General features: G+C 59.6%; 17 protein-coding genes, 2 tRNA genes and 1 pseudogene. 16 read left to right on the top strand and 4 right to left on the bottom strand.

Annotated features, from left to right (window positions below):
* Positions 1–48: 48 nt before the first annotated feature.
* The 8 genes and pseudogenes from BLX42_RS14645 to BLX42_RS14615 all read left to right on the top strand — a co-directional run bounded on the left by BLX42_RS14645 (position 49) and on the right by BLX42_RS14615 (position 7,574).
* Complete coding sequence (locus BLX42_RS14645; RefSeq protein ID WP_012316474.1) at positions 49–1,341, top strand: adenylosuccinate synthase; 1,293 nt, start codon at positions 49–51, stop codon at positions 1,339–1,341.
* Positions 1,342–1,866: 525 nt separating this feature from the next.
* A pseudogene (locus BLX42_RS27225) lies at positions 1,867–2,559 on the top strand (methyl-accepting chemotaxis protein); the annotation flags it as partial.
* A gap of 21 nt (positions 2,560–2,580) precedes the next feature.
* Positions 2,581–3,465 (top strand): methyl-accepting chemotaxis protein, encoded by an 885-nt coding sequence (locus BLX42_RS27220; RefSeq protein ID WP_371926677.1) that lies wholly within the window; start codon positions 2,581–2,583, stop codon positions 3,463–3,465.
* A 371-nt stretch (positions 3,466–3,836) separates the two neighbouring features.
* Positions 3,837–4,325, top strand: a complete 489-nt coding sequence (locus BLX42_RS14635; RefSeq protein WP_161872048.1) for a type VI secretion system tube protein Hcp — start codon at positions 3,837–3,839, stop codon at positions 4,323–4,325.
* A 9-nt stretch (positions 4,326–4,334) separates the two neighbouring features.
* Entirely contained in the window at positions 4,335–5,306 is a 972-nt protein-coding gene (locus BLX42_RS14630) for a hypothetical protein (RefSeq protein WP_161872047.1), read from the top strand.
* Entirely contained in the window at positions 5,303–5,677 is a 375-nt protein-coding gene (locus tag BLX42_RS14625) for a hypothetical protein (protein WP_161872046.1), read from the top strand. The genes BLX42_RS14630 and BLX42_RS14625 overlap by 4 nt, the downstream gene beginning before the upstream one ends.
* Positions 5,678–5,862: 185 nt before the next feature.
* Positions 5,863–6,426, top strand: coding sequence for a hypothetical protein (locus BLX42_RS14620; protein WP_161872045.1), 564 nt, complete (start codon positions 5,863–5,865; stop codon positions 6,424–6,426).
* A 491-nt stretch (positions 6,427–6,917) separates the two neighbouring features.
* Positions 6,918–7,574 carry a Bax inhibitor-1 family protein gene (locus tag BLX42_RS14615; protein ID WP_161872044.1) on the top strand — a complete coding sequence of 219 codons (657 nt, stop codon included), beginning with the start codon at positions 6,918–6,920 and terminating at the stop codon, positions 7,572–7,574.
* Positions 7,575–7,679: 105 nt separating this feature from the next.
* On the opposite strand, the gene BLX42_RS14610 is transcribed toward BLX42_RS14615, so the two are convergent.
* From BLX42_RS14610 to BLX42_RS14595, 4 genes are all read right to left on the bottom strand, one after another.
* On the bottom strand, positions 7,680–9,245 hold the full coding sequence (locus BLX42_RS14610) for an iron ABC transporter permease (protein WP_161872043.1): 1,566 nt from the start codon (positions 9,243–9,245) through the stop codon (positions 7,680–7,682).
* The gene (locus BLX42_RS14605; protein WP_012316468.1) at positions 9,245–10,258 is read right to left on the bottom strand and encodes an extracellular solute-binding protein; all 1,014 of its coding nucleotides are present in this window, start codon (positions 10,256–10,258) and stop codon (positions 9,245–9,247) included. The genes BLX42_RS14610 and BLX42_RS14605 overlap by 1 nt, the downstream gene beginning before the upstream one ends.
* Before the next feature lie 184 nt (positions 10,259–10,442).
* A tRNA-Leu gene (locus BLX42_RS14600) sits at positions 10,443–10,529 on the bottom strand.
* Between the two features lie 87 nt (positions 10,530–10,616).
* Positions 10,617–10,703 (bottom strand) — tRNA-Leu (locus tag BLX42_RS14595).
* Between the two features lie 271 nt (positions 10,704–10,974).
* Between BLX42_RS14595 and rnr the strand changes: the two genes are divergently transcribed.
* The 8 genes from rnr (at position 10,975) to BLX42_RS14555 (ending at position 20,591) form a co-directional block, all read left to right on the top strand.
* On the top strand, positions 10,975–13,554 hold the full coding sequence (rnr, locus tag BLX42_RS14590) for a ribonuclease R (protein WP_046787806.1): 2,580 nt from the start codon (positions 10,975–10,977) through the stop codon (positions 13,552–13,554).
* Complete coding sequence (rlmB, locus tag BLX42_RS14585; protein WP_161872042.1) at positions 13,551–14,297, top strand: 23S rRNA (guanosine(2251)-2'-O)-methyltransferase RlmB; 747 nt, start codon at positions 13,551–13,553, stop codon at positions 14,295–14,297. The genes rnr and rlmB overlap by 4 nt, the downstream gene beginning before the upstream one ends.
* 308 nt (positions 14,298–14,605) lie before the next feature.
* Positions 14,606–15,031: a 30S ribosomal protein S6 gene (rpsF, locus tag BLX42_RS14580; RefSeq protein WP_003249557.1), complete on the top strand. Its 426-nt coding sequence runs from the start codon at positions 14,606–14,608 to the stop codon at positions 15,029–15,031.
* Between the two features lie 28 nt (positions 15,032–15,059).
* A complete protein-coding gene (gene rpsR, locus BLX42_RS14575) occupies positions 15,060–15,290 on the top strand; it encodes a 30S ribosomal protein S18 (protein ID WP_003249563.1) in 231 nt (76 codons plus the stop codon).
* A 33-nt stretch (positions 15,291–15,323) separates the two neighbouring features.
* A complete protein-coding gene (locus BLX42_RS14570) occupies positions 15,324–16,187 on the top strand; it encodes a hypothetical protein (protein WP_115273768.1) in 864 nt (287 codons plus the stop codon).
* Positions 16,188–16,207: 20 nt separating this feature from the next.
* On the top strand, positions 16,208–16,654 hold the full coding sequence (gene rplI / locus BLX42_RS14565; RefSeq protein WP_012316464.1) for a 50S ribosomal protein L9: 447 nt from the start codon (positions 16,208–16,210) through the stop codon (positions 16,652–16,654).
* Positions 16,655–16,767: 113 nt separating this feature from the next.
* Positions 16,768–18,165: a replicative DNA helicase gene (gene dnaB, locus BLX42_RS14560; protein ID WP_046787808.1), complete on the top strand. Its 1,398-nt coding sequence runs from the start codon at positions 16,768–16,770 to the stop codon at positions 18,163–18,165.
* Between the two features lie 122 nt (positions 18,166–18,287).
* A complete protein-coding gene (locus BLX42_RS14555; protein WP_161872041.1) occupies positions 18,288–20,591 on the top strand; it encodes a YgiQ family radical SAM protein in 2,304 nt (767 codons plus the stop codon).
* Positions 20,592–20,786: the final 195 nt, after the last annotated feature.

Genomic DNA, 20,786 nt, shown 5'->3' with positions numbered 1-20,786 from the left:
GTCGGCAGTAGGCCGGCAACCAAGTTTGCGTGAATGAGGACCAATGTAATGGGTAAGAATGTCGTCGTCCTGGGCACCCAGTGGGGTGATGAGGGCAAAGGCAAGATCGTCGATCTGCTGACCGAACATGCTGCCGCCGTAGTGCGCTACCAGGGTGGCCACAACGCGGGCCACACGCTGGTGATCAACGGTGAAAAAACCGTTTTGCACCTGATCCCGTCCGGCATCCTGCGCGAAGGCGTGCAGTGCCTGATCGGCAACGGCGTGGTCGTTGCGCCCGATGCCCTGATGCGTGAAATCACCAAGCTGGAAGAGAAGGGCGTACCAGTGCGCGAGCGCCTGCGCATCAGCCCGGCTGCCCCACTGATCCTGTCGTACCACGTGGCCCTGGACCAGGCCCGCGAGAAAGCCCGTGGCGAAGCCAAGATCGGCACCACCGGCCGTGGTATCGGCCCAGCCTACGAAGACAAGGTTGCCCGTCGCGGCCTGCGCGTTGGCGACCTGTTCCACCGTGAGCGTTTCGCCGCCAAGCTGGGTGAGCTGCTGGATTATCACAACTTCCAGCTGGTGAACTACTACAAAGAGCCGGCCATCGACTTCCAGCAGACCCTGGACGAGTGCATGGCTTACGCCGAGCAGCTCAAGCCGATGATGCTCGATGTCACCGCCGAACTGCACAACCTGCGTCGCGCTGGCAAGGACATCATGTTCGAAGGTGCCCAGGGCTCGCTGCTGGACATCGACCACGGTACCTACCCGTACGTCACCAGCTCCAACACCACTGCTGGCGGTATCTCCACTGGTTCTGGCGTTGGCCCGATGTACCTGGACTACATCCTCGGCATCACCAAGGCCTACACCACTCGCGTCGGTTCCGGTCCGTTCCCGACCGAACTGTTCGACGAGACGGGCGCCACCCTGGCCAAGCGTGGCCACGAGTTCGGTTCGACCACCGGCCGTGCCCGTCGTTGCGGCTGGTTCGATGCCGTCATTCTGCGTCGCGCCATCGACGTCAACAGCATCTCGGGCATCTGCCTGACCAAGCTGGACGTACTGGACGGCCTGGAAACCATCAACATCTGTGTCGGCTACAAGAACGAGAACGGCGCGGTCATCGACGCGCCGTCCGACGCTGACAGCTATATCGGCCTGGAGCCGGTGTATGAAGAGATGCCAGGCTGGAGCGAGTCGACCCTGGGCGCCAAGACCCTGGAAGAGCTGCCAGCGGCTGCCCGCGCTTACATCAAGCGCATCGAGGAGCTGACCGGCGCACCGATCGATATCATCTCCACCGGTCCGGACCGCAACGAGACCATCGTGCTGCGTCATCCGTTCGCCTGATCTGCCACCTGGCTGATCTGACGCCGCGCTCTTGAAAGGGAGCGCGGCGTTTTTGCATCTGCTCGATGCTGACAATGGCACTGCTTAACCTTGGCGTTTATCCCTGCTGTGTCCGGCACAACCCTTGCTGTAAGAAGTTTCTGTAGATGCCATCAAAATAGTGGCGCCAGAAAGCACGAGGGTTTCACCGTGTCTGCCATCCTCTCACTGTTACGAAGCCGCCTCTTGCGGCCTGTGTTTGTTGCCCTTGGTATCGCTCTTTTGGTGCAGGTAGTGGTTGCCGTTGCGCTGACCCGAAGCACTGTCACCGCCCTTGAGGCCGACCTGGGCGAGCGCCTGGGCAGCGATAGCCGTAAGCTCGCCAGCGACCTTGAGCAAGCTGGGCAGGACGTACGCGCCGGTCTGGACAGCCTCTCCAGCAGTACACGACAGCGCCTTAGCGCCGGGCTGTCCGAGCGGCTGCAAAGCGAGCAGCAGCAACTGCGCACCACGCTGGAAAAGAACCTCAAGGACTCGGCCAACGACATGGCCCAACTGCTGGCATCGGTCGCCCCACGGGCTATCTGGGACAACGACGTGCCGGTGCTGTCCGATTTCGCACGTCGGGCCCAGCGCAACCCCAACGTACTGTTCGTGATCTACGACGACGCCCAGGGTCAGCACCTGACCCGCTACCTGAACCGGCAGAACCCGATCAACCAGGCCTTGATGGAAAAAGGCCAGGGTGAACGGGCATTGGACAAGGTACTGGATGCCGCTCGCCGCGACCCTTCGGTGTATTTCGTCGAGGCCTCGATCAGCCCCAACGGCGCGGAAATCGGCAAGGTGCTGATGGGGGTATCCACTGCCGGTGTCGATCAGGAACTCAAAGCCTTGGACCAGCGCTTCGCTGCCTTGATCACCAGCGGTGAACAATTGGTGGGCGACAGCCTCGGTGCAGCCGCAGCCGACAGCGGCAAGGCCTTGCGCGAGCGCCTGGAAACCGCACAGGGGAGTGCTACGGCGATGCAGGCCAATACCGCACAAACCGTGCGCGACGCTGCGGCAGAGCTGCGTTGGCGCATCGGGCTGGGCCTTGTGGTGGTGGGGGTTGGCGTGTTGCTGGTAGTGGCCCTGGTGCTAGGTCGCCGCGTGCTCAGCAAGCTGCGCCTGCTGATTACTGCGCTCAACGATTTGGCTGCAGGCGAAGGTGACCTGACCAAGCGCGTCAACCTCGACAGTCGCGACGAGATAGGCGACATGGCCTCGGCGGTCAATCGTTTCGTCGACAAGTTGCAGCCGATTGTCCGTGAGGCGGGCGAGGTGGCACAGCGTACAGGGATCGAGATCGGCAGCATGACGCAGCGCAATGCAGGCGCCGATGCTGCCGCAGCGCTGCAACGCGACGAAGTGGCCGCCAGCCTGCGCGACCTGTCGAGCATGGCTGATGAGGCTCAGGCGGAAAGCCAGGCCATGCAGGCGGCGCTGCAGCAGGTGGTCGACATCCGCCAGGCGACCGATGAGAACAGCCGCGCTTCGACGCAACTGGCCGGCATGATCGAGAACCTGGCTGGCCAGGTCGAAACCGGCTCGCAGGTGATCGAACGGCTGGCCAAGCAGAGCGAGCAGATCGAAGTGGTGCTGACCGTGATCCACGGTATCGCCGAGCAGACCAACCTGCTTGCGCTCAACGCAGCCATTGAAGCCGCGCGGGCCGGTGAGACCGGGCGCGGGTTTGCCGTGGTGGCCGATGAGGTGAGGGCGTTGGCGAGCAAGACACAAAGCTCTACCGGCGACATCCAGGCGCATATCGCGGCGCTGCAGAAGGGCGCCAAGGAGGCCGTGACAACCATCGGCCAGGCCGGCCTCAAGGCCAGCGAAGGCCTGCGAGTGCTGCGCGACAACGAGCGCCGGCAGCAGTCGGTGCAGGCGGCAGTGGAGCAGGTGCATGCGGCGATCGGCCTGGCGACTCGGGCGGCGGAACAGCAGGCACATGGCGCTCAGGCGGTGCGTGGGCGGGTCGAGAATATTCATGCCCAGGCAGAGCGTTCGGCAGAAGTGGTGATGCAGACCACAGCAAGCAGCAAGGTGCTGGATGACTTGGCGGCGCAGCTGCGGGCGAGCCTGGGGCAGTTCAGGGCTTGAGTCGAGGTGGGTTCGGGTTGTTCGCCTTTGGTTTTTTTGTGCGCCTTTGGGACCGAGCGCCGCCCGCGCGGCGCTAGGTTTCATAAACGCTGGAGATGTCGAGGCGAGCACCTGCGCCCTGATACGTTCCTCTCATCACCACTAAATATCGTTCAGCCCGATCAAGCGCCTTTATCGTCAAATTTGTAGGCTATTTCCTAATTTGACCTCCAACATCTGCGTACTATTGCGTCTGCAGTTAGGTACGACTAGTGTCAACTGGGCCTCAAGCCTGGCGGCATGCTCTGCTTCGCTTCTTGAGGAACAACTCCAGATCGACGCTGTCCGAACACCGTCGTTTTCAGACCAATCGTTACCAGGGAGAGGTACACATGGCTTTCGACGCCTATATCCACATCGCGGAAATCACTGGCGAAGCGCTGGACCAGCAATACGCCAACTGGATCGAAATCGTCGGCTACAAATTCGGTGCCAGCCAAAGCACGTCTGCCACCGCAAGTTCTGCGGGTGGCGCATCTTCAGGGCGCACCACCCTCACCAATTTCACCTTCACCAAATACCTGGACAGTGCCAGCTGCAAGCTTCTTGAAGCCAGTTGTGCGGGCCAGCACCTGAAGGAAGTGAAGCTGGTGGTGTGTCGCGCCGGTACCGACAAGCTCAAGTACTACGAAGTCGTGCTCGAAGAAGTGATCATCGCTGACTACGCCCAGAGCGCCAGTTCCGGTGTGCCGATGGAGGTCGTACAGCTCAACTACGGGCGGATCAAAACCACCTACACGCGGCAGAAGCGCCTCGACGGCAGTGCCGGTGGAAACGTGACGGGTGGATGGGACCGTATCAACAACAAAAAGTATGCGTGAGGGGCGACCATGTCCGAGGCACGCAGCTTCATCAATTCGCATGCGCAGTCATATGAGTCGCTGAAGGCCGATACGCCGATGTCGGCCAATCAGCGGGCCAAATTTGATGTGTTGAATGCGCATATCGTCAACACTGTTGTTTTCCCTGGCGAACTGATAATTGTGGGTGACCCAAGCACGCCGTCCTGTACTGCCCATGAGGCATTTCTCATGGGTAAGGCGTTAGGTATACACCTTGACATTGAATTTAACGGCGGTGGGTTTGACGGTTTCCTTCTGGAGAATTTTGAGCTGCTGCAGAGCTTGCTGGCCCGTGCTTCCATCGGCGCTGGTACAGCTAGTGCCGCTTGGGGTAAGCATCTTGAAGCTATCAAGAAAACGCTAGAGGAGATAGAGCAGCTACACCGAGTTTATTTGCATCAAGGCACGTTGAAAGCTCGTGATGAATTCTACTCGAAGCGCACAGTGCTGTTTTTAAAGTTGAAGGCGCAGCTAGACAGTATGGCTGCGTATGGGGCAGGGCTGCGCAATCGGGGTAAGATCAAGCGTGCGCTGGATATATCTACCAAAAGATTTCTTCACGGTGGTGAAATTAAAGGGTATGCAGAAAAAATATCTGGCGTGGCGAAGGCGGCTAGTTGGGTTAAAAGAGGTACGTATTTAGGGATGGCGCTTGATGTGGCGTCAACCGAACTGTCAATTCGTAACGCTTGCGTGCTTGGGCGGGAGGAAGAGTGTAGAAAGGCTGAGTATGTCGAGAGGAGTTCGCTAGTTGCGGGCTTGGGGCTGGGAGGACTTGGTGGATATGTCGGGGGAGTATTGGGGCCAATAGCATGTGTTGCTGTAGGTATTCCCACCGGTGGAACGGCAACTTTCGCATGCGTAGTATTGGGGGGTGCGGCTGGAGGTATTGCTGGCGGTGAGTTTGGTGAGGTATTGGGAGAAAGAGTGGGGGAGATTTTGTATGAGGCAGTGCGATGAGTAATTTGCACTTGGCGGTGCTTGGTGTGATTGTAATTATTTCGCCGTTTTTGATGGTTGGTGTGTGGGTATTTGTTGCGTATCGATATTTGGATCGTATCGAATCAATCTTGTCAAATAGCCGAATGGTGGCTGTGAATAGAGAAATATATTCTCATGCGGGGTTGCTCGGGAAAGTCATGCGGTTAGGGTCAGTTTCTGCAATGCTATCTATGAAATATTTTAGCGTTCGAAAGGGTCTGTTAGATAACGATGAGGTTACTAAGGTTCCCATCGACCTGCAGAGGCTGTTAGTGCGCTTGTGGATTATACAAATTTTGCTGATTGCACTGATTGTTCTGTTTTTTGTTTGGATAGAGTACTGGAGGTAAGCTCATATGTGTAGTTCGAAAGTCCAGGCTGCTCGAGGCGAGCACCTGCGCGCCCTGATACGTACCTCTCATCAACCACTGAACATCGTTCAGCCCGATCAAGCGCCTTTATCGTCAGGCACCTTGACGCAATCAAGGCAACGCTCGGGCAGATCGAGCAGCTTCATCGTAATTACTTGGGGAATGTGTCAATCAAAGCGCGTGATGAATTTTATGCCAAACGGATGGGTTTGTTCATCAGGTTGGAAGAGCAACTGGATAGGCTGGCGGCGTACGGCTCGGGCTTGCGTAAAAAAGGTACAACTAAAAGAACGCTAGGGATTTCCACGAAGAGTTATCTGCACTCCGGTGAAATTGTTGGGTATGCGGAAAAGGTCGCTGGAGTTTCTAAGGCTGCAAATCTCATAAAGAAGGGCATTTATATCGGCATCGGACTCGATGTGGCTGCAACAGGGTTGAGTATCCATAAAGCATGCACCTTTGGGCGAGAAGATGAGTGCACGCGAGCCAGGTATGTCGAAAGGGGCGCTTTGATAGGTAGCGTTGGCGGCAGCACCGTTGGGGGAGCGGTTGGAGGTGCTATCGCTACAGCGGTGTGCGCGGCGGTGTTGGGTATTCCTACTGGAGGCAGTGGTGCATTAGCGTGTGCTGTATTGGGCGGGACTGTAGGTGGCAAGATTGGTGGGGAGAAAGGTGGACAAGGCGGAGAATATTTTGGTGACGTACTTTATCGTAGTCTAAACCCATGACAATTAGTGTAGTGGATCTGGTTGTGTTGGGGTGTTTTGTTTTGGCGGTCCTATCGCTCTTGGTGTTGGTGTATTTGTCGTATCGTCATCTAGAGCTCATAGAATCCATGCTTTCCAACTCTAGTTTTGTGATAGGGAATAAAAACCTATATTCGCGGGCGGGCTTGATTGGGCGTGTCATGCGGATTTGTACGGTCTCGATATTGCTGACTATGCCAAAGATATTCGTGTATAGAGGGCTGGTTGATTCAAGAGAGGTAGATAGTTTTCCGGTGGCGATGCGGTATCTATTGGTTGTCCTGTGGAATCTTATGTTCATCTCATTTTTAATTTTTGTCTGTATGAGTGAGTATTAATTAGATGGCGCCGAATGTTGGCGGGATGGTGGGTGTGGCGGGTGTCTACAATTAGAAGCTCGGTGGTCATGGGGTGTTCAAACTACGTCATTCTGATTGAAATTTATAGAGGCAGTATCGAGGAGCACAGCGAGCATGCTGGAAAACGAAACTTTCAACCGAGTCGGAACCAATCATCAGATTTCTGCCAACACATACAATCTCATCCTCGGCGCAGTACTGCTGTGGGGCTTTGCCGTCAACTGGTATCTGGTGGCCACGGTGCCAGCTGAGATCGTTCGGGCCATACCCATAATGCTGTTTTTGGTGGGTTACATGATCACGGCGATGACGGGTGTCGCCATCATCTTCAAATCTGAAAAACCGCTGTACAGCTTTCTTGGATATAACCTGATCGTGCTTCCGATCAGCTTGCTGCTTGTCGTCGTCCTCCCGGACTATTCGCATGAAAACATCGTGCAGGCAGCGCAAACGACCGCTTTGCTGACCGTGGGCATGATGCTGCTGGGTACGGTGTTTCCCGGCTTCTTCAAGCGTATCGAAGCGTCACTGTTCATTGCCTTGGTAATTACTATTGTCGTCGAGTTGGGGCAAGCCCTGTTGTTCGGCACCCACCTGGCGGCAATGGATTGGATCGTTGCAGCTATCTTCTGTGGTTATATTGGGGTGGATTGGGGGCGTGCGAACCAAATCGAGCGTACCGTGGATAATGCAATCGACAGCGCCGCCTCGCTTTATCTAGACATTATCAATCTGTTTCTGCGGGTCTTGCGGATCATGTCCAGGAAGTGACTTGTGCAGGCCGCGGCAAGCGTTTGCCCCTGATATTGGTGATAGCCTTTTTGTGTGTACAGCGCCTAGTGACGGTCCAGGCTGTTCGGCAGCCTGGACAGGTTCTCACGCCTTGTTCAAATACATCCGCGTAGTCAGCAGATACACCGGCAACCCCGAAACCACAATCAACAACGCCGCATAAGGTGCCGCCGCCGCGAACTCGACGTTGGCGGTATGCGCCCAGACCTCGGTGGCCAAGGTGGTCATGCCCGTCGGGCTGAGCAGCAGGGTGGCAGTCAGCTCCTTCATGGCATCGAGGAACACCAGTGCGAAGGCGGCCGCCAATGCTGGGAAGATGATCGGCAAGGTCACCCGGCAGAACGCCGCGAAACTGCTGGCACCCAGGGTGCGGGCGGCTTCTTCCAGGGTTGGCGATGCCTTGTTCAGCGCGGTGCGCACAGGGGCCTGCGCCAAAGGCAGGAACAACAGCGCATAGGCCAGCAGCAGCAATGCAGCGGTCTGGTACAGCGCCGGCACGTAGTGCAGGGAAAACACTACCAGCGTCAGGGCGATCACCAGGCCGGGAAGGGCATGCAGCAGGTAGGGCAGGCGCTCGGCCCAGAGCGCCAGGCGGCCTTTGTAGCGCACCACCAGGAAGCTCACCGGCAACGCCAGCAGCACGCAGAAACCGGCGCCGCCCAGTGACACCGACAGAGAGGTCAGCAGCGCCTTAGAAATCTCCGCCACCGGGAACGCCGCCGAAGACCCCACGCTCAGCCAGTAACCGAGCATGGCCAGTGGAATACCGCTGCCCAGTATCGCCAGGCCCAGGCAGAACAGTTGCGCCAGCGGCGCCCAGCTACCCAGGCGTACCGGCTGCGCGCGGCGTGCCACGCCCTGACCGATGCGTACGTGGCGGGCCTTGCCGCGCACCTTCAGTTCCAGCCAGAGCATCACCAGGCACAGTGCCAGCAGTACCGCCGAGAGCATGGCGGCGTTGGAGTTGCTGAACTCCAGCTCGAACTGTTGGTAGATCGCCGTGGTGAAGGTCTGCAGGCCCAGGATCGACAACGCGCCGAACTCTACCAGCATGTGCAGGGCGATCAGCAATGCGCCGCCGAGCATCGACGGCCACAGCAGCGGCAGGGTGACCTTGGTGAAAACGCCCCAGCGGCTGCAGCCCAGGGTGCGCGCCGACTCTTCAAGCGAAGTGTCGAGGTTGCGCAGGGTGGCGGCCACCGGCAGGAATATCAGCGGGTACTTGGACAGGGCCATGACCAGGATAGCTCCGCCCAGTCCCTCGAAGTCCGAGCTCAGCGACACCCAGGTAAAGCTGCTGACGAACGAGGGCACGGCGAAGGGCAGGCATAGCACTACGCCCCACAGCCGACGGCCCGGCAGGTTGCTGCGTTCGAGCAGCCACGCCAGCGCCAGGCCAACCACCATGCACGCCACCGTCACCCCGACCATCAGCATCAGGGTGTTGCGCATCAGGCCCCAGACGAACGGGCGCCAGAGCAGGTGCAAGGCTTCTCGCCAGCCGGCTTCCCAGGCTTTCATCGCGACGTACAGCAATGGCAGCAAGCTCATCGCCACCAGAAACAGTACAGGCAGCACCACCCAGATGGAGGGGCGCTTGCGGCGCGGTACGAAGCGTACCGGCACCGGCTCGGACAGGGCGGCGGTCATCAGAGCAGGCCGACCTCGCGTTCAAGCTCCAGCGCTTCCTCGGCATTGCCCAGGTCGGCCGGCGAGATTTTCGGCGGGCGCAGGTCTTCGAACGGCTTCAGGCCACGGTCGGAGACCATGCCTTTGTGCAGCGGGTATTCAGCGGTGGTCTGGGTGATCACACGCTGACCTTCTTCGCTGGCCATCCAGTTGAGCAGGGCCTGCGCTTCTTTCGGGTGCTTGCTGGCCTTGACCGCTGCGGCGCCGGAGATGGTCACCAGGCCACCGGCATCGCCGTCGGCCAGGTAATACAGCTTCGAATCGAGCTTGCCGCGCTCGCGCTCCAGGGCGTACCAGTAGTAGTTGTTCACCAGCACGGCGGCGACTTCGCCTTTTTCCACGGCCTTGAGTGCGACCATGTTGTTGGTGTAGGTCTTGCCGAAGGCTTTCAGGCCGGTCAGCCACTCTTCGGCAGCGTCACGCCCGTGCATCTTGAGGATGGCCACGGCCTGTTCCTGGAATGCACCGCTGGTCGGTACGAAACCGACCTTGCCGTCCCACTCGGGGTTGGCGAAATCCATTACCGATTGCGGCAAGTCTTTCTCATCGATCTTCTTCGGGTTGAACACCACCACGCGGGTGCGGGCGGTCACGCCCATCCAGGAACCGTTGGCGGCAACGTATTCCTTGGGCAGCATGTTCAGCGTGGCGTCGTCGATCTTCGCCAGCAAGCCCAGTTCGCCCAGGTTGTTCAGTGGTGGCGATTCTTCGGTGTAGATGATGTCGGCCGGCGAGCGGTCGCCTTCCTCGATGATCTGGCTGGCCAGCTGATTGCTGCTGCCTTTGCGGATATTGATATGGATGCCGGTCTTGGCCTCGTAGGCCTTGGCGATGGCTTCGCCGATTTCCTTGTGTTGACCGTTGTACATGGTCAGAGTGACCGGGTCGTCTGCCATGGCGGCCGGAGCGCCCATCACCAGGCTAAGGACAGCGGCGGCCAGGGTGCGCATCAGCGGTTGCGGACGGATCGTCATGCGGGTACTTCCTCGCTTACGGCTACATATTTGGAAACAATGGTAAACGAAATCGGTTCTCAAGTGGCCGTGTGACGAGAAATTCATGGTTAGCCCATCGTCGGATGGCTGGCCCTGCAGGGGAGGGTGACACAAAAATCGCAGGCAAGAAAAAACCCACTAGCAAGCTAGTGGGTTTTTTGAATGGTGCCCAGGAGAAGACTCGAACTTCCACGACCGTTAAGTCACTGATACCTGAAACCAGCGCGTCTACCAATTCCGCCACCTGGGCAAAGCTTTACATCGTCTGATGAAGGCGACTATCGTTCGCTTTCACACAGTAGTAACAGATCCTTGGTCATCTGTTACTTGAAATACTTGGTGCCCAGGAGAAGACTCGAACTTCCACGACCTTGCGGTCACTGATACCTGAAACCAGCGCGTCTACCAATTCCGCCACCTGGGCACACATTCGAGATAAAAAGATGCTTTACAGCGCCGTTCATCTCTACTACAACTTCGGGGTTGTCCGTCGTTGTGGTGCGCACTATACGGACGCTCCCGGGGGCTGTAAAGCCCTTGATCAAAAAAAATTTCAAAAAATTCAACTTGTTGATTCCACACGCCTATTGCCGCACTGCGGACATGCTGCTGGGGCTGTCCAAGCCCGACATTTCCGGTTTCAATAGGCCTATGCCAGAATTCATATCTATATACCCCAAGGTGAACCCCTTCTGATGGCCGATTGGCAATCCCTCGATCCCGAGGCCGCTCGCGAAGCGGAAAAATACGACAACCCTATCCCCAGCCGTGAGCTGATCCTGCAGCGCCTTGCCGACCGTGGCGAACCGGCCGCGCGCGAGGAGCTGGCGGCCGAGTTCGGTCTTTACGAAGAAGACCAGATCGAAGCCTTGCGTCGTCGTCTGCGCGCCATGGAGCGTGACGGCCAGCTTATCTATACCCGGCGCGGCACATATGCCCCGGTAGACAAACTGGACCTGATCTGCGGCCGGGTCTCCGGCCACCGCGACGGTTTCGGTTTCCTTATCCCTGACGATGGCAGCGACGACCTGTTCCTCAGCCCGTCGCAAATGCGCCTGGTATTCGATGGCGACCGTGCCTTGGCGCGTGTCTCGGGGCTCGACCGCCGTGGCCGCCGTGAAGGTGTGCTGGTAGAAGTCATTTCCCGCGGCCACGAAAGTGTGGTCGGCCGCTACTTCGAAGAAGGCGGCATCGGTTACGTGACGCCGGACAACCCGAAGATCCAGCAGGAAGTGCTGGTGACCGCGGGCCGTAACGGTGGCGCCAAGATCGGCCAGTTCGTCGAGATCAAGATCACCCACTGGCCAACCCCGCGGTTCCAGCCACAAGGCGATGTGGTCGAAGTGATCGGCAACTACATGGCGCCGGGCATGGAAATCGATGTTGCCCTGCGCAGCTATGACATCCCGCACGTCTGGCCCCAGGACGTGATCAAGGAAGCGCGCAAGTTCCGCTCCGATGTCGAAGAGAAGGACAAGGAAAAGCGTATCGACCTGCGCCACTTGCCCTTCGTCACCATCGACGGCGAAGATGCCCGCGACTTCGACGACGCTGTTTATTGTGAGCCGCTTGGCAAGCTGCGGCTGTTCTCTGGTGGCTGGCGCCTCTATGTGGCCATCGCTGACGTGTCCAGCTACGTGCGTCTGGGCTCTGCCCTGGATGTCGAGGCGCAGCAGCGTGGCAACTCGGTGTACTTCCCCGAGCGTGTTGTCCCGATGCTCCCCGAGGAGCTGTCCAACGGCCTGTGCTCGCTGAACCCGCACGTCGATCGCCTGGCCATGGTCTGCGAAATGACCATGAACAAGGCCGGCCAGATGGTCGACTACCAGTTCTACGAAGGTGTGATCCATTCTCATGCCCGCCTGACCTACAACAAGGTCAGCAGCATGCTCGAGCATGCCCGTACCCGCGAGGGCAAGGCGCTGCGCGAGGAGTACCAGGAGGTCCTGCCGGACCTGAAGAACCTGTACAACCTGTACAAGGTGCTGCTCGATGCCCGTCACGCCCGCGGCGCCATCGACTTCGAAACCCAGGAAACCCGCATCATCTTCGGTGAAGAGCGCAAGATCGCGGAAATCCGCCCGACCGTGCGCAACGATGCCCACAAGCTGATCGAGGAATGCATGCTGGCGGCCAACGTCGCCACGGCCGAGTTCCTCAACAAGCATGGCGTGCCGGCGCTGTACCGCGTGCACGATGGCCCGCCACCGGAGCGCCTTGAAAAGCTGCGTGCCTTCCTCGGCGAGCTGGGCCTTAGCCTGCACAAAGGCAAGGACCCTTCGCCCAAGGACTACCAGGCACTGCTTGCAAGCATTGCCGGGCGCCCGGACTTCCACCTGATCCAGACGGTGATGCTGCGTTCGCTGAGCCAGGCGGTGTACAGCACCGACAACAACGGCCACTTCGGTTTGAACTACGAGGCGTACACGCACTTTACCTCGCCGATCCGTCGTTACCCGGACCTGCTGGTGCACCGCGCCATCCGCAGCATCATCCGTTCCAAGGTCGATACTCCGCACGTCAAGCGTGCCGGCGCCATGAGCATTCCCAAAGCGCGTATCTATCCGTACGACGTGAACACCCTCGACCAGCTCGGCGAGCAGTGCTCCATGACCGAGCGCCGCGCCGACGAAGCCACCCGTGACGTGGTCAACTGGCTCAAGTGCGAGTTCATGAAGGACCGTGTGGGCGAGACCTTCCCGGGTGTGATCACTGCGGTCACCGGTTTTGGGCTGTTTGTCGAGCTGACCGATATCTACGTCGAAGGCCTGGTGCATGTCAGTGCGCTGCCGGGTGACTACTACCACTTCGACCCCGTGCATCACCGCTTGTCGGGTGAGCGCACCGGGCGTAGCTTCCGTCTGGGCGACACCATCGAGGTCAAGGTCATGCGCGTTGACCTAGACGAGCGCAAGATCGACTTCGAAGTGTCCGATCAGCAGCTCGCTGCGCCGATAGGGCGCAAGGGCCGTGGCGCCGCACCGGCCGCAGAAAAGGCCGAGCAGCAGCCAGTGGTGGAGGCCAAGGCCACTCCGAAACCGCGCAGCCGCAAGAGCGAGACCGCCGAGGCTTACTTCCCGAAAGATGCCGTGCAGCGTAATGCTGAAGTGCGCAAAAGTCGCGAAATGAAGAAGGCGCTGATGACCGACGCGCGCACTGGTGGCAACGCCGGCAGCAAGTCGGACAAAGGCGGCAAGCCCTCCGGCAAGCCCACCAAGCACCGTAAAGGCCCGCCGAAATCCGGCGCGCCACGCAAGAGCAAGAACAAGTCATGAGTCAGCTGGAAAAAATCTACGGTGTGCATGCCGTGCAGGCGCTGCTGCAGCACCATCCGAAGCGGGTCAAGCAGATCTGGCTGTCGGAAGGGCGCAGCGAGCCACGCATCCAGGCGTTGCTGGCGCTGGCCGCAGAAAACCGTGTGCAGGTTGGCCAGGCCGAGCGCCGTGAGCTCGATGCCTGGGTCGAGGGCGTGCACCAGGGCGTTGTTGCCGAGGTCAGCCCAAGCCAGGTGTGGGGCGAATTGATGCTCGAGGAGTTGCTCAAGCGCACCGAAACGCCACCGCTGATCCTGGTGCTGGACGGCGTCACTGACCCGCACAACCTCGGCGCCTGCCTGCGCACCGCCGATGCTGCCGGGGCTACGGCAGTGGTGGTGCCCAAGGATAAATCGGCGACGCTGACACCGGTGGTGCGCAAGGTGGCCTGCGGCGCAGCGGAAGTGATTCCGCTGGTGGCGGTGACCAACCTGGCGCGTACCCTGGAGAAGCTTCAGCAGCGTGGCCTGTGGGTGGTGGGTACGGCCGGTGAGGCCGAGCAGGAGATCTATCAGCAGGACCTGACCGGCCCGTTGGTGATGATCATGGGCGCGGAAGGCAAGGGCATGCGCCGGCTGACCCGTGAACACTGCGATTTCCTGGTCAAGTTGCCAATGTCGGGCAGCGTCAGCAGTCTGAACGTTTCAGTGGCTACGGGCGTCTGCCTGTTCGAGGCAGTGCGCCAGCGCCAGGCCAAGCGCTGATCTGTCGACACTGTAGCGGCCCTATCGCCGGTAAGCCGGCTCCCAAAAGCACCACGCCAGGTTCAATGGCTGTGGTGCTTCGCTGCAAGCCGGCGAGCTGGCGGTAGGGCTCGCCCAAGGTAAAGTGTTTCCGGCTGTTCAAATAATCGCCAATCACCTTGCTTGTGTGCACCGCCTTCTCTACAATTGCGCCCCTTGCCGAGCTGGCAGGCGCACATGTGCCTCCCCTCCATGGCAAGACATACAGTGTCATTCACTCCTTGTCTGACCAGATACGCTGGCAGACTACTAACCCGTAAGGAGCATTCATGCGTCATTACGAAATCATCTTCCTGGTTCACCCGGACCAGAGCGAGCAAGTCGGCGGCATGGTTGAGCGTTACACCAAGCTGATCGAAGAAGATGGTGGCAAGATCCACCGCCTGGAAGACTGGGGCCGTCGTCAACTGGCCTACGCAATCAACAATGTTCACAAGGCTCACTACGTGATGCTGAACGTTGAGTGCACCGGCAAGGCCCTGGCCGAGCTGGAAGACAACTTCCGCTACAACGATGCCGTGATCCGTAACCTCGTCATCCGTCGCGACGAAGCCGTAACCGGTCAGTCCGAGATGCTGAAGGCCGAAGAGAACCGCAGCGAGCGCCGTGAGCGTCGTGAGCGTCCTGAGCATGCTGACTCCGCCGAAGGCGACGACAGCAATGACAGCGACTCCAGCGATAACGCTGACGAGTAATCCACGGACCTTTTGAGGAGCCTATTACATGGCACGTTTCTTCCGTCGTCGTAAATTCTGCCGCTTCACTGCTGAAGACGTGAAAGAGATCGACTTCAAAGATCTCAACACCCTGAAAGCTTACGTATCCGAAACCGGCAAAATCGTTCCAAGCCGTATCACCGGTACCAAAGCTCGTTATCAGCGTCAGCTGGCTACCGCTATCAAGCGCGCCCGCTTCCTGGCCCTGCTGCCCTACACCGACAGCCACGGCCGCTGAGACCGGGTCGTCGACAAGTAGTAAGGGATAAGCATGCGAGCGTTGGCTGATTTCATCATGCGCGGTCGTGTGCAGGCCACCTTGGTGGTGGTCGTGAGTGCGGTATTACCGCTGCTGTTCTGGTTGAGTGCCGCTGCCGGGAGCCTTGTGCTGCTGCGGCGCGGGTTCAAGGACGCTTCAACGGTCATCGCTTTCGGCCTTTTGCCGGCGGTGGCCATTTGGGCCTTCGGTGATCCAAGCACCTTGCTGGTGCTGTTGGGAACACTGGGGCTGGCCGCCTTGTTGCGTGCCGGGCATTCCTGGAGCCGGGTGTTGTTGTCCAGTGTTGTGTTGGGGTTGGTCTACAGCCTCATCCTGGACGCGGTACTGCGCGAAACCTTCGAAGTGTTGGCCAAGGCGCTTTCCGAAGCGTTGCCGCAAATCGAAGGCAAGCCAGTCATTCCCGGTGAGCTGATCGGCCCTGTGCTGGTCGCTTCCACAGCGGTGATGCTGCAGTTGTTCAGCGTGCTGGCTTTGATGCTGGCGCGTTATTGGCAAGCAGCGTTGTACAACCCTGGAGGCTTCGGTCGCGAGTTTCGCGCCCTGAAGTTGCCGCGGGCAGTCATGCTGGCTCTGGTTGCCGCGATGGTGTTGGGTCCGTTCATCGGCCCGCAGTTCATCGTCCTGGCTTCCGCGTCCAGCCTGGTGCTCGTCCTGGCCGGCATCGCCTTGATGCACGGGCTGGTGGCACAGGGTCGGCTGGCCGGTTTCTGGCTGGTCGGCATGTACGTGACACTGCCGCTGATAATGCAGCTGATTTATCCGTTGCTCGTGGTTCTGGCCATTGTCGACAGCCTGATTGATTTTCGCGGTCGCAAGTCCCCTGAGGGGAATGACTCCGCGAACGGTGAAGGTTAAAAGTTAAGAGGTTTTACCAAATGGAACTGATCCTGCTGGAAAAAGTCGCTAACCTGGGCAACCTGGGCGACAAAGTTAAGGTTAAGGCTGGTTACGGCCGTAACTTCCTGCTGCCATTCGGCAAGGCCACCGTTGCCAACGCCGCCAACCTGGCTGCGTTCGAAGAGCGTCGCGCCGAGCTGGAAAAAGCAGCTGCTGACCGTAAATCGTCGGCTGAAAGCCGCGCTGCCCAACTGGCCGAGCTGGAAGTGACCATCACTGCCACCGCTGGCGACGAAGGCAAGCTGTTCGGTTCGATCGGCACCCACGACATCGCTGACGCCCTGACCGCCTCCGGCGTTGAAGTGGCCAAGGCTGAAGTTCGTCTGCCGAACGGCACCATCCGTCAGGTTGGCGAATACGACGTAGCCGTGCACCTGCACAGCGACGTTGAAGCCACCGTACGTGTGGTCGTCGTAGCTGCCTAAGCTGCGCTGACTGGGTAGCTCCTCGCGGGCTGCCCGGTTAACATCGGGCACGTCCTGTCTCTGAACAGGCCGTGCCCTTTGTCTTTTTCATCCTCCAGAATTCTTTCGTGGCCATGAACGAGATCACCAATCCCGAACAGCTAGACCTGCAAACCGCTGCCCTCAAGGTGCCGCCGCATTCCATCGAGGCCGAACAGGCCGTGCTCGGTGGCCTGATGCTGGACAACAACGCCTGGGAGCGGGTGCTGGATCAGGTTTCGGATGGCGATTTCTATCGGCATGACCACCGCCTGATCTTCCGTGCCGTGCACAAGCTGGCCGACGCCAACCAGCCGTTCGACGTCGTCACCCTGCACGAGCAACTGGACAAGGAAGGCTTGTCGACCCAGGTTGGCGGCCTGGCGTACCTGGCAGAGCTTGCCAAGAACACCCCGTCGGTTGCCAACATCAAGGCCTACGCCGCGATCATTCGCGAGCGGGCAACGTTGCGCCAGCTGATCAGCATCAGTACCGACATCGCCGACAACGCCTTCAACCCGCAAGGGCGCAATGCCGCCGAAATCCTCGATGATGCCGAACGGCAGATCTTCCAGATCGCCGAGGCGCGGCCCAAGACCGGCGGCCCGGTGGGCGTCAACGAACTGTTGACCCTGGCTATCGACCGGATCGACACGCTGTTCAACTCCGACAGCGACATCACCGGTGTTTCCACCGGCTTCACCGACCTGGACGCGAAAACCAGCGGCCTGCAGGCTGCCGACCTGGTCATCGTGGCCGGCCGTCCGTCGATGGGTAAGACCACCTTCGCCATGAACCTCGTGGAAAATGCCGTGTTGCGTACCGACAAGGCGGTGTTGGTGTTCTCCCTCGAGATGCCAGGCGAATCGCTGATCATGCGTATGCTCTCTTCCCTTGGCCGCATCGACCAGACCAAGGTGCGTTCCGGTCAGTTGGACGATGACGACTGGCCGCGCCTGACGTCGGCGGTCAACTTACTCAACGACCGCAAGCTGTTCATCGACGATACCGCCGGCATCAGCCCCTCGGAGATGCGGGCGCGTACCCGCCGCCTGGCGCGTGAGCACGGCGAGATCGCCATGATCATGGTCGACTACCTGCAGCTGATGCAGATCCCGGGCTCGGCCGGTGACAACCGGACCAACGAAATTTCCGAGATTTCCCGCTCGCTAAAGGCCCTGGCCAAGGAATTCAACTGCCCGGTCATCGCCCTTTCGCAGCTCAACCGCTCCCTGGAACAGCGCCCGAACAAACGCCCGGTGAACTCCGACTTGCGTGAATCGGGTGCAATCGAGCAGGACGCCGACGTGATCATGTTCGTGTACCGGGATGAGGTTTACCACCCGGAGACCGAGCACAAAGGCGTTGCCGAAATCATCATCGGCAAGCAGCGTAACGGCCCCATCGGCTTCGTCCGCCTGGCGTTCATCGGTAAGTACACCCGCTTCGAGAACCTCGCACCGGGCATGTACAACTTCGACGACGACGAATAAAAGGCTACGCGGGTATCACAGCCCACTAGCGTATGAATCCGACGGCTATCGTCGGATTTGGTCAAATTTTGTGCTATATTCCGCGCCCGCGATTTCCCTGCACAACAGAACCGGTCACTGACATGCAAGCAGCCAAACCACTCTACGACTATCCCAAGTACTGGGCCGAATGCTTCGGGCCAGCACCTTTCCTGCCGATGAGCAGGGAGGAAATGGATCTGCTCGGCTGGGATTCCTGCGACATCATCATCGTGACCGGTGATGCCTACGTCGATCATCCGTCATTCGGCATGGCCATCATCGGCCGCCTGCTGGAAGCCCAGGGCTTTCGCGTGGGCATCATTGCCCAGCCGAACTGGCAGTCCAAAGACGACTTCATGAAGCTTGGTGAGCCGAACCTGTTCTTCGGCGTCGCGGCGGGCAACATGGACTCGATGATCAACCGCTACACCGCAGACAAGAAAATCCGCTCTGACGATGCCTACACCCCGGGCGGCATGGCCGGCAAGCGCCCTGACCGTGCCAGCCTGGTGTACAGCCAGCGCTGCAAGGAAGCCTACAAGCACGTGCCGGTCGTGCTCGGTGGCATCGAGGCATCGCTGCGCCGCATCGCCCACTATGACTACTGGCAGGACAAGGTTCGCCATTCGATCCTGATCGACGCCAGCGCCGACATCCTGCTGTACGGCAACGCCGAGCGGGCGATCGTCGAGGTCGCCCAGCGCCTGTCCAGTGGCCAGAGCATCGAAAGCATCACCGATGTGCGCGGTACCGCATTCGTGCGTCGTGACACGCCCGAGGGCTGGTACGAGATCGACTCGACCCGCATCGACCGCCCTGGCCGCGTCGACAAGATCATCAACCCGTACGTCAATACCCAGGACACCCAGGCCTGCGCCATCGAGCAGGCCAAGGGCGACCAGGAAGACCCGAACGAAGCCAAGGTCGTGCAGATCCTCGACAGCCCGCGCATGACCCGCGACAAGTCGGTGATCCGCCTGCCATCGTTCGAGAAGGTGCGTAACGACCCGGTGCTCTACGCCCACGCCAACCGTGTGTTGCACCTGGAGACCAACCCTGGCAACGCTCGTGCGCTGGTGCAGAAGCACGGCGAAGTGGATGTGTGGTTCAACCCGCCACCCATTCCAATGACCACCGAGGAAATGGACTACGTGTTCGGCATGCCCTATGCCCGTATTCCGCACCCGGCCTACGGCAAGGAGCGCATCCCGGCCTACGAGATGATCCGCTTCTCGGTGAACATCATGCGTGGCTGCTTCGGCGGCTGTACCTTCTGCTCGATCACCGAGCACGAAGGCCGGATCATCCAGAACCGCTCCCACGAGTCGATCCTGCATGAAATCGAGGAGATGCGTGACAAGGTCCCTGGCTTCACCGGCGTGGTCTCCGACCTTGGCGGGCCGACGGCCAACATGTACCGCATCGCCTGCAAGAGCCCGGAGATCGAGAAGCACTGCCGCAAGCCGTCGTGCGTGTTCCCGGGCATCTGCGAAAACCTCAACACCGACCACAGCTCGCTGATCGAGCTGTATCGCAAGGCACGCGCCCTGCCGGGTGTGAAGAAGATCCTGATCGCGTCGGGCCTGCGCTATGACCTGGCAGTGGAATCGCCGGAGTACGTCAAGGAGCTGGTCACCCACCACGTGGGCGGTTACCTGAAGATTGCCCCGGAGCACACCGAGCGTGGCCCGCTGGACAAGATGATGAAGCCCGGCATCGGCTCCTACGACCGCTTCAAGCGCATGTTCGAGAAGTACTCGAAAGAGGCGGGCAAAGAGCAGTACCTGATCCCGTACTTCATCGCTGCGCACCCAGGCACCACCGACGAAGACATGATGAACCTCGCCCTGTGGCTCAAGGGCAACGGCTTCCGCGCCGACCAGGTGCAGGCGTTCTACCCGTCGCCCATGGCCTCGGCCACGGCCATGTACCACTCGGGCAAGAACCCGCTGCGCAAGGTCACTTACAAGAGTGAAGGCGTGGAGATCGTCAAGAGCGACGAGCAGCGCCGCTTGCACAAGGCGTTCCTGCGCTACCACGATCCTAAGGGCTGGCCGATGCTGCGCGAGGCACTAGAGCGTATGGGCCGTGCCGACCTCATTGGCCCGGGCAAGCATCAGTTGATACCGCTGCACCAGCCACAGACCGACACCTACCAGAGTGCACGGCGCAAGAACTCGACGCCGGCCGGCAGCCACAAGGTGGGCAAGGATCAGAAGATCCTCACCCAGCACACCGGTTTGCCGCCGCGTGGCAGTGACGGCAGCAAGCCGTGGGACAAGCGTGAGAAGGCCAAGGCTGAAGCGTTCGCCCGCAACCAGCAGGCGGCCAAGGAGCGCAAGGAAGCGGCAAAAGGTGGTGGCAAAGGCAGCAAGAAGCCGCGCCAGCCTGTCATTCCGCGCTGATTGATTCTTGGGGCTGCTTTGCAGCCCATCACGACACAAGGCCGCTCCTGCAATGTCCGCGCAAGCACAATTCATTTGGCAGCGCGGTCGATGTTGGAGCGGCCTTGTGTCGCGAAAGGACCGCAAAGCGGTCCCAAAAGCCTCTGGGTCAATCAGGCTTCTTGTCGACCCACTTCGCCGCCAAGGCCGAGAAAA

The organism is Pseudomonas sp. SG-MS2 (assembly GCF_009933855.1).
Taxonomy (GTDB): domain Bacteria; phylum Pseudomonadota; class Gammaproteobacteria; order Pseudomonadales; family Pseudomonadaceae; genus Aquipseudomonas; species Aquipseudomonas putida_E.
The sequence above is the reverse complement of the archived record's forward strand: the minus strand, read 5'-3'. Positions and strand labels throughout refer to the sequence as shown.